The organism is Bacillus paralicheniformis (assembly GCF_001042485.2).
GTDB classification, from domain to species: Bacteria; Bacillota; Bacilli; order Bacillales; family Bacillaceae; genus Bacillus; species Bacillus paralicheniformis.
On record NZ_LBMN02000034.1, the window covers coordinates 44194 to 55740 of the forward strand.

Consider the following 11547-nt stretch of genomic DNA (forward strand, 5'->3'; position numbering starts at 1 on the left):
TTGTTCACTACGATTTGATTCGTTTACAAACAGAATCGGCATCGTGTATTGTATGATGGTAGAATGTTTTATGCCCAAGTAAGAGAAACTAGTCAAAAGTGGTGATCAGAATGTTGCTTGTTATAGATGTGGGAAATACAAACACCGTCCTTGGCATCTACCACGAAGGAGAGCTCGAATATCATTGGCGGATTGAGACAAGCCGCCATAAAACGGAAGATGAATTCGGCATGCTTCTTCGTTCTTTATTTGATTATGTCGGACTGATGTTTGACCAGATCGAAGGAATTATTATTTCATCAGTTGTACCTCCGATCATGTTCTCCCTCGAAAGAATGTGTATTAAATATTTTCAGATCGAGCCTCAGATTGTCGGTCCGGGAATGAAAACAGGATTAAACATAAAATACGATAATCCGAAAGAAGTCGGAGCAGACCGCATTGTAAATGCAGTGGCGGCTATTCATCTCTATGGGAGCCCCCTGATTGTCGTTGATTTTGGAACCGCTACGACGTACTGTTATATTAACGAGCGCAAGGAGTACATGGGCGGTGCGATCGCGCCGGGCATCACGATTTCAACTGAAGCGCTTTATTCGAGAGCTGCCAAGCTTCCCAGAATTGAAATTGCACGGCCCGATCATATTGTCGGCAAAAGTACGGTCAGCGCGATGCAGTCCGGAATCCTTTACGGCTACGTCGGACAGGTTGAAGGCATTGTCAAACGGATGAAATGGCAGTCCAAGAAAAATCCGAAAGTCATTGCGACGGGAGGTCTTGCTTCCTTGATAGCAGACGAATCGGACTGCATCGATATCGTTGACCCGTTCCTTACATTGAAGGGACTAGAGCTTATTTATGAACGGAATCGTGTTGAAAGTGTATAGGAGGATGAGGTATGGATTATTTAGTGAAAGCCATCGCATATGACGGCAAAGTGAGAGCATATGCAGCGAATACAACAGAAACGATTCATGAAGCCCAAAGAAGGCATAACACATGGCCTACCGCTTCCGCCGCTTTAGGAAGAACGATGACGGCGGCTGTCATGCTCGGTGCCATGCTGAAAGGCGAAGACAAGCTTACCGTCAAGATTGAAGGAGGCGGACCTATCGGCGCGATTGTCGCTGACGGAAATGCAAAAGGAGATGTCAGGGGCTACGTGTCCAATCCGCACGTTCATTTTGACTTAAATGAACACGGCAAACTGGACGTCAGAAGAGCCGTCGGTACGTCCGGCACACTAAGCGTAGTAAAAGATCTCGGTCTCCGCGATTTATTTACAGGCCAGGTTGAGATCGTTTCCGGAGAAATCGGCGAGGATTTTACATATTATCTCGTATCTTCTGAACAGGTTCCTTCTTCGGTGGGGGTAGGGGTGCTCGTCAACCCCGACAATACGATTTTAGCTGCAGGCGGATTTATCCTTCAGCTGCTGCCGGGCACGGACGATGAAACAATCACGAAGCTTGAAACAAACCTTTCTCAAGTGGAGCCCATTTCAAAGCTGATTCAGAAAGGTTTGACACCTGAGGAAGTGCTGGCTGCGGTATTGGGAGAAGAACCGGAAATACTGGAAACCGTTCCTGTCCGGTTTACATGCAATTGTTCAAAAGAGCGTTTCTCAGGAGGCATCATCGGTCTTGGCAAAGATGAAATTCAACAGATGATTGATGAAGATGGCCAAGCTGAGGCTCAATGCCATTTTTGCAATGAAAAGTATCTGTTTACAAAGGAAGAGCTTGAAGCGCTTCGAGATGAAATATAAGCCCGCTATGCAGTAGCGGGTCTTTTACAATGGGGAAAGGGGAGACACCATATTGAAATCAAGAACACTTTGGCCGATTATTTTAGGTGCGATCTTTGTCAACTGTATCGTGATCGCGTATGTTTTGACGAAATCGCAGACTGCTTCTTCACCGTCCGCTCAAGAAGTCATTGCACATATCGGAAAAAACGGCATCACGCGTGAAGAATGGCTGAGCGAAATGGAAGAGCGCTATGGAAAATCAACGCTTGAAGATATGATCAACGACCGCGTTGTTACCCAAATGGCCGAAAAAAATAAGATCAAAGTGTCTGATGAAGACATTGAAAGAGAATTTCTGCTGATTAAAGCTGTATACAATTCCTTCTACGAAGACGAAGCCACAACAGAAAAAGAATGGAAAGAGCAGATCAAGCATAATATTCTTCTAGAAGAGCTCCTGACAAAAGATATTGTCATTTCTGACAGCGAATTGAAGTCATTCTATAACAAAAATAAGGACTTATATAAATTCGATGATTCTTATCGCCTCAAGCATATCGTTGTCAAAGATAAAGACGAAGCAGAACAAGTTCTTAAAGAGCTGAAGGAAGGATCCAGCTTTGAAGCGGCCGCGGCTGAACATTCGATTGACCGGTATACGTCTCCTTACGGCGGCGACCTCGGGTTCGTCAATGATCAGCACGAAAACATTCCGGCCGAATATTTAGAGAAAGCTGAGCAGCTAAAGGAAAATCAATGGGTGGATGAACCGATTAAAACGAGCCAAGGCTATGCAATCATCCAGCTCAAAGAAAAGCTCCCGGGGCAAGCTTTCACTTACAGCGAAGTGAAAAATCAAATCAGAAGGCAGATCGCGATGGATCAATTAGGCGACAAAGCTTCGGTGAAGACACTTTGGAAAGATGCGAAAGTATCTTGGTTTTATGACGATAAAAAATAAAGATTGACAAAATATTTTGATATTGATAAATTAGATATAATCCCAATAAAATTACTCGGAAATTGAGGTGTTCAAATGGTTCGCGTTGCAAACTCTGTTTATGACTTAATCGGAAATACACCTGTCGTTAAATTAAATCGACTAGTTGATGAAGACAGTGCTGAAGTATATGTGAAACTGGAGTATATGAACCCTGGAAGCAGCGTAAAAGACCGGATTGCGCTTGCCATGATAGAAGATGCTGAAGAGAAAGGCCTTCTGAAAGAAGGAGATACACTGATTGAACCGACCAGCGGAAATACGGGAATCGGACTTGCCATGGTCGCTGCAGCGAAGGGCATCAAAGCGATTCTTGTTATGCCTGATACAATGAGTTCTGAGCGCCGCAACCTTCTGCGTGCATATGGAGCTGAGCTTGTGCTGACTCCGGGTGCTGAAGGAATGAAAGGCGCGATTAAAAAAGCGGAAGAACTGGCTGAGGAGCACGGCTATTTTATGCCTCAGCAATTTAACAACCCTGCGAACTCAGAAGTTCACCGCCGCACAACGGGAAAAGAAATCGCCGAACAATTCGGAGACGGTTTAGATGCATTCATTGCAGGTATCGGAACCGGCGGAACGATAACAGGTGCCGGAGAAGTCCTGAAAGAAAAAAATCCGTCCATCAAGATTTTCGCGGTGGAACCGACTGATTCTCCTGTTCTTTCCGGAGGAAAACCAGGTCCGCACAAAATTCAGGGAATCGGAGCGGGATTCGTTCCGAAAATCTTGAATACGGAAATTTACGATGAAATCATCACAGTGAAAAACGAAGAAGCCTTTGAATTTGCCCGTAAAGCGGCGAGAGAAGAAGGAATTCTCGGAGGAATTTCTTCGGGTGCTGCGATCTGTGCTGCTCTTCAAGTCGCTAAAAAGCTTGGGAAAGGCAAAAAAGTTCTCGCTGTTCTTCCTAGTAACGGAGAGAGATACTTAAGCACGCCTCTTTATCAATTTGAATAGGCTCCAGTTGAAACAGAAGGCTGCCGACAATGTCGGCGGCCTTTTGTTTTTCGCGGGCGAAGCCTTTTAAAAGCTCGGTCTCCTTGAGTGAACATGCTCAAGGACTTTTTTCTATATTGGAAATGAAATTCTCTTTTCCTAGAAAAAAGATATGCATTACAATAAGGACATTAGACTAACGGCAGAGGAATGATATGATGAGACAACGAAGGCCTGTAGCCAGAGCGTTCCCATTTTCCAATCAACGGTTTTTAGAGCAATTTGAAAGCCTGTCGAAAGGAAAGCAATACCGCGTTCTGCTCGAAAGTGCGAGAGGCGGAGAATACAGCATAGCCGGGCTCGACCCTGTCGCAATAGCAAAAGGGAAAGACGGCATCACGACGATTCAATACAAAGGGGACATCATATTCAAAGAGGGGGATCCGTTTCAGCAGTTTTCTCAGTGGTTTGAAACGCTGAAAACGGAGACGGTTGCAGATTTTCCCGACTTTCAGGGCGGGGCTGTCGGTTTTCTAAGCTATGACTATGCCCGATATATTGAGAAATTCAAAATCCTGTCTATCGATGATCTGCAAACGCCGGATTTATTCTTTCTCGTATTTGATGATATAGCCGTCTATGATCATAAGCAGCAGCAGCTTTGGGTGATTACCCACACCGTTGAAGAATCGCCGGCCGCTTCGGAAGAGAAACTGGACAGGCTTGAGCAAATGTGGAAGACGGAACATCCGAAGACCGCTGGCGGTCATCAAACAAATGATAATAAAAGCCCGTCATTCGCAGCTTCATTTACAGAAGCCGGCTTTTCTCAGGCCGTTGAGAAGGTGAAGCAATACATTGCAAGCGGCGACGTATTTCAGGTGAACCTTTCTGTTCGCCAGTCGGAGCGCCTGTCTGCGCCTCCTTATGAGGTATACAAAATGTTAAGAGAAATCAACCCTTCGCCGTACATGTCCTACTTGGAAACCCCGGATTTTCAAATCATCTGCGGGTCGCCCGAACTGCTCATTAAGAAAAAGGGCACCAGGCTTGAGACAAGACCGATTGCCGGGACGAGATCCCGCGGGGCGGATGAAGCGGAGGATGAAGCGCTCGCGAACGAACTGATCATGAATGAAAAAGAGCGCGCCGAACATGTGATGCTCGTTGATTTAGAGCGTAATGACCTCGGCAGGGTCTCCAAGTACGGTTCGGTCAGGGTCGATGAATTCATGGTGATTGAGAAGTATTCCCATGTCATGCATATCGTCTCTAATGTGTGCGGGGAACTAAGGGACGAATGCGATGCCGTGGATGTCATCCATGCCGTGTTTCCCGGCGGTACGATTACAGGAGCGCCGAAAGTTAGAACGATGGAAATTATAGAGGAGCTTGAGCCGACGAGACGGGGGCTTTATACTGGTTCTATAGGATGGTTCGGATATAATCAGGATATGCACTTTAATATCGTTATCCGAACGATATATGTGAAAGCGGGCCAGGCGTTCATGCAGTCCGGAGCTGGAATCGTCATCGATTCCAACCCTAAGCATGAATATAAAGAGTCAATTAAAAAGGCCCTGGCGATGAAAAAGGCGCTGCAGTTGAGTGAAGAAGAGAAAAAAGAGCAGAGGAGAGCTGAGATATGATTCTAATGATCGACAATTACGATTCATTTACGTACAATTTGGTTCAGTATTTAGGTGAGCTTGGCGAGGAGTTAGTCGTCAAGCGGAACGATGAGATCACGCTTCAGGAAATAGAGGATATGTCGCCTGACTTTTTGATGATATCTCCCGGTCCTTGCAGTCCGGATGAGGCCGGGATCAGCCTTGAAGTGATCCGCCATTTTGCCGGGAAGATACCGATTTTCGGGGTCTGTCTCGGACATCAGTCGATCGCCCAGGTTTTCGGAGGCGATGTCGTCAGGGCGGAACGGTTAATGCATGGGAAAACTTCCGAGATCTTGCACGACGGGTTGACGGTCTTTAAAGACTTGGAACATCCGCTCACGGCCACGAGGTATCATTCGTTGATCGTCAAACCGGATACGCTGCCCGGTTGTTTTGTGACATCGGCTTGGACGGAAGAAGGGGAGATTATGGCCATCAGGCATAAAGAACTGCCTATTGAAGGCGTTCAGTTCCATCCGGAGTCGATTATGACTGCCTCCGGAAAAGAAATGCTGAAGAATTTTATTGAGACTTACCGAAAGAAAGTGAACACATGATCATTTACCTGAACGGTCAATATGTGAAGGAGGAGGAAGCAAGACTTTCTCCTTTTGACCATGGTTTTTTATACGGAATCGGGGTATTTGAAACGTTCCGCCTTTATGAAGGGGAGCCCTTCCTTTTAGACTGGCATATGGACAGACTGAACAACGCTTTGGAACAGCTGAGAATTGAGCTTGAGCTGACAAAAAGCGAAGTGCTTGCCATTCTTGACAGGCTGCTTCAGTTGAATCAGCCCCCAAATCTGGATGCCAAGGTCCGGTTAAATATATCTGCCGGTCCCGGTGACTCAGGTCTTTTTCCTGATTCATACAAAAAACCCGGTGTTATGGTGATGATGAATCCTTTTCATCCTGAATCGGTTCCGGTTGAAAAGGAGGGTGTCATTTTACAGGTCCGACGCAATACGCCAGAAGGTCCGTTCCGCTTGAAATCACATCACTTTTTAAATAATCTGTTCGGAAAAAGAGAGCTCGGACCAGACGCTGCCAAAGAAGGGATTTTTCTTACCGAAGGCGGAGCTGTAGCCGAAGGGATCATTTCCAACATTTTTTGGGAAAAAGACGGTTGTGTGTATACACCTTCTCTTGATACCGGCATATTAGGCGGCGTCACCCGGCGTTATGTCATCGAGCGCCTTGCAGATATGGGAATCGAAGTTATGCAGGGGGTATACCCTTTAAAGGAGCTTCTCTTTGCGGACGAAGCATGGATGACCAATTCCGTTCAGGAAATCGTTCCATTCCGGAGAATCGGCAGCACTCAATTTCCGGGAAAGGATGGAAATTTGTCGAAACGTCTGCAAGAGGCATACACTAACGATAGAAAAGCAGCAAAAGACTATATTTCAATTAAAGGGTGAAGGATATGGCGCTTCAAACAGCGGTGCGTTCAAAGAAGTTGACCGCAAAGCAATACACATTGTCTTATGAAGATAAAACATTGATCATGGGGATTTTAAATGTGACGCCCGATTCTTTTTCAGACGGCGGAAAATATAACAGCATCGACCGCGCCGTTATTCATGCAAAGCAAATGATCGAAGACGGCGCCCATATCCTTGATATCGGAGGAGAATCAACGAGGCCGGGGGCGGAAAAGGTTTCTCTTGATGAGGAGCTGTCAAGGGTCATACCTGTAATTGAAAAACTTGTTCAGGAAATCGACGTGCCGATTTCTGTTGACACTTATAAAGCAAAAGTGGCGGATGAAGCCCTTAAGGCCGGTGCAGCGATTATCAATGATGTCTGGGGAGCAAAAGCAGACCATGACATGGCCCGGGTTGCGGCCGCTCATAATGTGCCGATTATCTTGATGCATAACCGCGAGGAACGGAATTATAAGGACTTGATCCCGGACATGCTGTCTGATTTGATGGAATGTGTGAGCATTGCAAAATCAGCAGGCGTTCAAGATCATCACATCGTACTTGATCCGGGTATCGGCTTTGCCAAAACGTATCATGACAATCTGGCGGTCATGAACCAGCTTGAGAAATTCAGCGAACTCGGATACCCGGTTTTATTGGGGACGTCACGCAAAAAATTTATCGGCCGCGTTCTGGATCTGCCGCCTGAGGAGAGGGCGGAAGGCACGGGCGCGACGGTATGCCTCGGTATTCAAAAAGGGTGCGATATCGTCAGGGTGCATGACGTCAAGCAAATTTCCAGGATGGCAAAAATGATGGATGCCATGATTGATAAAGGAGGCGTTTATCATCGATAAAGTGTATGTAGAGGGCATGGAGTTTTACGGATATCACGGTGTTTTCAAAGAAGAAAACAAACTTGGCCAAAGATTCCGCGTTGATCTGACAGCATTTCTAGACTTAAGCGAAGCCGGAAAAACGGATCGTATTGATGCCACCATTAATTATGCTGATTTGTATAAGCTGTGCAAAGAGGTTGTGGAGGGAGAGCCGGTCAACCTTGTGGAGACCCTCGCAGAAACGATTGCCGCAAAAGTGCTGAAGCATTTTGAAGCGGTTCAGGAATGCACGGTCAAAGTCGTCAAGCCTGACCCGCCTATACCGGGACACTATAAATCGGTGGCCATCGAGATGACGAGGAAACGACAATGAACAATTCGGCATATATAGCGCTCGGCTCGAATATCGGCCAGCGGGAAGAATATTTAAAAAAAGCTGTCTCTCTCCTCCATCAACATCCGTCTGTACAGGTGACAGACATCTCGTCGATTTATGAAACAGATCCTGTCGGGTATACAGACCAAGATCTATTTTTAAACATGGCTGCAGCTGTTAAAACATCTCTTTCACCGTTTGAATTGCTTGATTTGACTCAGCGTATTGAAAAAGAACTCGGCCGCAAACGCGACATCAGATGGGGGCCGAGAACTGCAGACCTTGACATTTTGTTGTATAATCGTGAAAATATTGAGACAGAGCAACTTATCGTTCCTCATCCTAGAATGCATGAACGTTTGTTTGTGCTCATCCCGCTGCTGGAGATTTATCCCGAGCTTGAGGGAGCTGTCAATCATGCGAAAAATCAAGAAGGTGTAAGAGTATGGAAGCAGAAATCTGGGGTAGACGAATTCGTGCATATCGAAAGCTGAAGGGTTATACTCAAGAAGGGTTTGCAAAAGCATTGGGTATATCCGTTTCTGTGCTTGGTGAAGTAGAACGCGGGAATCGTATGCCGTCGGAGAGCATGCTCAGGGATGTAGCCAATACTTTAAATATAACAGTGGAGGAATTATCTCCATCAGAAGAATAAGAAAGGAGGACTAAAAATGTTTAAAATCGGTGATATAGAATTAAAAAACAGGGTTGTGCTTGCGCCGATGGCCGGTGTCTGCAACTCCGCCTTCCGCTTGACGGTTAAGGAATTCGGAGCGGGTTTGGTCTGCGCCGAAATGGTCAGCGATAAAGCGATCCTTTACAATAATGCAAAAACGATGGGAATGCTTTATATCGATGAACGTGAAAAACCGCTCAGCCTGCAGATCTTCGGCGGCGAAAAAGAAACGCTTGTCGAAGCGGCGAGGTTTGTTGACCAAAACACAACTGCGGATATTATTGATATAAACATGGGATGTCCGGTGCCAAAGATTACAAAATGTGATGCAGGAGCCAAATGGCTGCTTGATCCGAATAAAATTTATGAAATGGTTTCTGCAGTAGTGGAGGCTGTTGACAAGCCGGTGACCGTAAAAATGAGAATGGGCTGGGATGAAGACCATATCTTTGCCGTTGAGAATGCGAAAGCTGTAGAGCGCGCAGGCGGAAAAGCGGTCGCTCTTCACGGGCGGACCCGCGTGCAAATGTACGAAGGAACGGCAAATTGGGATATTATCAAAGAAGTGAAGCAGTCCGTTTCAATACCGGTAATCGGAAACGGTGATGTCAAAACTCCGCAAGATGCAAAACGCATGCTTGATGAAACAGGGGTTGACGGTGTCATGATCGGCCGTGCAGCGCTGGGTAACCCGTGGATGATTTACCGTACGGTTCACTATTTAGAAACAGGCGAATTGAAAGATGAGCCGAAAGTGCGTGAGAAAATGTCTGTCTGCAAACTTCACCTTGACCGATTAATCGGACTGAAAGGCGAAAATGTTGCGGTTCGCGAAATGAGAAAGCACGCAGCCTGGTATCTAAAAGGCATAAGAGGAAACGCAAAGGTCCGGAATGAAATTAATCATTGCGAAACGAGGGATGAGCTCGTTCAGCTTTTAGACGCGTTTACGATTGAAGCCGAGGCAAAAGAGCTTCAGGATGCAAAAGTAGGATAAATCCGACCTCTGCTCACTGCCAGTTTTCACTGGCAGTTTTTCTGCTTTTTTCCTGAAAGACTAAAAGTAACGGAGTGATATATGATGAGTCATGAAGAGCATAACCATGAAGAATTAAACGACCAGCTGCAAGTCAGACGCGATAAAATGAATCAATTGAGAGAAAACGGGAAAGATCCTTTCGGGCAGCGTTTTGACCGCACCCATCAATCAACTGATCTCATTGAATCATATAATGAATTCTCAAAAGAAGAATTAGAGGAAAAAGCAATTGAAGTGACGATTGCCGGCCGGATGATGACAAAGCGTGGAAAAGGAAAAGCGGGATTCGCGCACATTCAGGATTTAAAGGGCCAGATTCAGATCTATGTCAGGAAAGACAGTGTCGGTGAAGAGCAGTACGAATGGTTTAAAAGCTCTGACCTCGGGGACATTGTCGGCGTTACAGGCGTCATGTTTAAAACGAATGTTGGCGAATTGTCTGTCAAAGCTACATCCTTTGATTTATTAACAAAAGCACTTCGTCCGCTTCCGGACAAATATCACGGATTAAAAGACATCGAACAGCGCTACCGTCAGCGTTATTTGGACTTGATCGTAAACCCGGAAAGCAAAAATACGTTTATTACGCGCAGCAAAATCATTCAATCGATGAGAAGATACTTAGATGACCACGGATACTTAGAAGTTGAGACGCCTACGATGCACGCGATTCCGGGCGGAGCGTCTGCCCGTCCGTTCATTACGCATCATAATGCGCTTGATATGCCGCTTTACATGAGGATCGCTATCGAGCTCCATTTGAAAAGGCTGATTGTCGGCGGATTGGAAAAAGTCTATGAAATCGGACGTGTATTCAGAAATGAAGGAGTTTCCACACGGCACAATCCTGAATTTACGATGATCGAACTTTACGAAGCTTATGCTGACTATAAAGATATTATGAGCTTGACGGAAAACCTTATCGCTCATATTGCACAAGAAGTGCTTGGCACTACAACCGTTCAATACGGAGATTATGAAGTTGACCTCAAGCCTGAATGGAAGAGACTTCATATGGTCGATGCTGTTAAAGAAGCCACCGGTGTAGACTTCTGGAAAGAAGTATCGGTAGAAGAAGCAAGAGCATTCGCGAAAGAACACGGAATTGAAATTTCTGAAAGCATGTCAGTAGGACATATCATTAATGAGTTCTTCGAGCAAAAAGTTGAAGAAACGTTGATTCAGCCTACTTTTATATACGGACACCCTGTGGAGATTTCTCCGCTTGCTAAGAAAAACCCTGAAGACCCTCGATTTACAGACCGTTTTGAGCTGTTTATCGTCGGCCGTGAACACGCGAATGCATTTACTGAATTAAATGATCCTATCGACCAAAAAGAACGCTTTGAAGCTCAATTAAAAGAACGTGAAGAAGGAAACGATGAAGCGCATATGATGGATGAAGACTTTGTCGAAGCACTGGAGTACGGAATGCCTCCTACCGGCGGTCTTGGAATCGGCATTGACAGACTGATTATGCTTTTGACGAATTCTCCTTCAATCAGGGACGTTTTACTATTCCCGCAAATGAGACATCGTTAAATGACATTTGGGCAGCAGCCGTGTAACAAGCGGCTGCTGCGTATTTAAAACAAATTAAATTTTTTCTCAAAAAAGTATTGCACAATCATAAATACGGTGGTATATTATTATTCGTTGCCGCAAAACGGCGGCGAAAGAAAAAAAGAACTTAAAAAAAGTTCTTGACTTAATATCCGAGATTGGATATAATACAAAAGTCGCTTTAATAATGATCTTTGAAAACTAAACAAGACAAACGTACCTGTTAATTCATTAAATAAATCGTACATGCGAATGTGCGTAGT

At 45.4% G+C, this 11547-nt stretch carries 13 protein-coding genes; all 13 read left to right on the forward strand.

Annotated features, from left to right (window positions below; genetic code table 11):
• Positions 1-110 precede the first annotated feature (110 nt).
• Entirely contained in the window at positions 111-887 is a 777-nt protein-coding gene (locus ACH97_RS16790; protein WP_003178242.1) for a type III pantothenate kinase, read from the forward strand.
• A gap of 11 nt (positions 888-898) precedes the next feature.
• On the forward strand, positions 899-1768 hold the full coding sequence (hslO, locus tag ACH97_RS16795) for an Hsp33 family molecular chaperone HslO (RefSeq protein ID WP_020449824.1): 870 nt from the start codon (positions 899-901) through the stop codon (positions 1766-1768).
• Positions 1769-1820: 52 nt separating this feature from the next.
• The gene (locus ACH97_RS16800; protein ID WP_020449825.1) at positions 1821-2711 is read left to right on the forward strand and encodes a peptidyl-prolyl cis-trans isomerase; all 891 of its coding nucleotides are present in this window, start codon (positions 1821-1823) and stop codon (positions 2709-2711) included.
• Positions 2712-2786: 75 nt separating this feature from the next.
• Positions 2787-3710: a cysteine synthase A gene (gene cysK, locus ACH97_RS16805; RefSeq protein WP_020449826.1), complete on the forward strand. Its 924-nt coding sequence runs from the start codon at positions 2787-2789 to the stop codon at positions 3708-3710.
• Between the two features lie 197 nt (positions 3711-3907).
• A complete protein-coding gene (locus ACH97_RS16810) occupies positions 3908-5338 on the forward strand; it encodes an anthranilate synthase component I family protein (protein ID WP_041817136.1) in 1431 nt (476 codons plus the stop codon).
• A complete protein-coding gene (gene pabA / locus ACH97_RS16815) occupies positions 5335-5919 on the forward strand; it encodes an aminodeoxychorismate/anthranilate synthase component II (protein ID WP_020449828.1) in 585 nt (194 codons plus the stop codon). Before ACH97_RS16810 ends, pabA begins: the two co-directional genes overlap by 4 nt.
• Positions 5916-6785, forward strand: coding sequence for an aminodeoxychorismate lyase (pabC, locus tag ACH97_RS16820; protein WP_020449829.1), 870 nt, complete (start codon positions 5916-5918; stop codon positions 6783-6785). Before pabA ends, pabC begins: the two co-directional genes overlap by 4 nt.
• Before the next feature lie 5 nt (positions 6786-6790).
• A complete protein-coding gene (gene folP, locus ACH97_RS16825) occupies positions 6791-7648 on the forward strand; it encodes a dihydropteroate synthase (RefSeq protein WP_020449830.1) in 858 nt (285 codons plus the stop codon).
• Positions 7641-8003: a dihydroneopterin aldolase gene (gene folB, locus ACH97_RS16830; RefSeq protein ID WP_023855968.1), complete on the forward strand. Its 363-nt coding sequence runs from the start codon at positions 7641-7643 to the stop codon at positions 8001-8003. The genes folP and folB overlap by 8 nt, the downstream gene beginning before the upstream one ends.
• Positions 8000-8500 (forward strand): 2-amino-4-hydroxy-6-hydroxymethyldihydropteridine diphosphokinase, encoded by a 501-nt coding sequence (gene folK, locus ACH97_RS16835; RefSeq protein WP_020449832.1) that lies wholly within the window; start codon positions 8000-8002, stop codon positions 8498-8500. The genes folB and folK overlap by 4 nt, the downstream gene beginning before the upstream one ends.
• Entirely contained in the window at positions 8452-8661 is a 210-nt protein-coding gene (locus tag ACH97_RS23090) for a helix-turn-helix domain-containing protein (RefSeq protein WP_031304995.1), read from the forward strand. Before folK ends, ACH97_RS23090 begins: the two co-directional genes overlap by 49 nt.
• A 16-nt stretch (positions 8662-8677) precedes the next feature.
• Positions 8678-9679, forward strand: a complete 1002-nt coding sequence (gene dusB, locus ACH97_RS16840; protein WP_020449833.1) for a tRNA dihydrouridine synthase DusB — start codon at positions 8678-8680, stop codon at positions 9677-9679.
• Between the two features lie 84 nt (positions 9680-9763).
• Positions 9764-11263, forward strand: coding sequence for a lysine--tRNA ligase (gene lysS, locus ACH97_RS16845; protein WP_026578986.1), 1500 nt, complete (start codon positions 9764-9766; stop codon positions 11261-11263).
• Positions 11264-11547: the final 284 nt, after the last annotated feature.

What these genes read in the sequence shown, in the direction of transcription:
- ACH97_RS16790 (WP_003178242.1), top strand. Translation starts at nt 111, where the DNA reads ATGTTGCTTGTTATAGATGTGGGAAATACAAACACCGTCCTTGGCATC.
- hslO (WP_020449824.1), top strand. Translation starts at nt 899, where the DNA reads ATGGATTATTTAGTGAAAGCCATCGCATATGACGGCAAAGTGAGAGCA.
- cysK (WP_020449826.1), top strand. Translation starts at nt 2,787, where the DNA reads ATGGTTCGCGTTGCAAACTCTGTTTATGACTTAATCGGAAATACACCT.
- ACH97_RS16810 (WP_041817136.1), top strand. Translation starts at nt 3,908, where the DNA reads ATGAGACAACGAAGGCCTGTAGCCAGAGCGTTCCCATTTTCCAATCAA.
- pabA (WP_020449828.1), top strand. Translation starts at nt 5,335, where the DNA reads ATGATTCTAATGATCGACAATTACGATTCATTTACGTACAATTTGGTT.
- pabC (WP_020449829.1), top strand. Translation starts at nt 5,916, where the DNA reads ATGATCATTTACCTGAACGGTCAATATGTGAAGGAGGAGGAAGCAAGA.
- folP (WP_020449830.1), top strand. Translation starts at nt 6,791, where the DNA reads ATGGCGCTTCAAACAGCGGTGCGTTCAAAGAAGTTGACCGCAAAGCAA.
- folK (WP_020449832.1), top strand. Translation starts at nt 8,000, where the DNA reads ATGAACAATTCGGCATATATAGCGCTCGGCTCGAATATCGGCCAGCGG.
- ACH97_RS23090 (WP_031304995.1), top strand. Translation starts at nt 8,452, where the DNA reads ATGGAAGCAGAAATCTGGGGTAGACGAATTCGTGCATATCGAAAGCTG.
- dusB (WP_020449833.1), top strand. Translation starts at nt 8,678, where the DNA reads ATGTTTAAAATCGGTGATATAGAATTAAAAAACAGGGTTGTGCTTGCG.
- lysS (WP_026578986.1), top strand. Translation starts at nt 9,764, where the DNA reads ATGAGTCATGAAGAGCATAACCATGAAGAATTAAACGACCAGCTGCAA.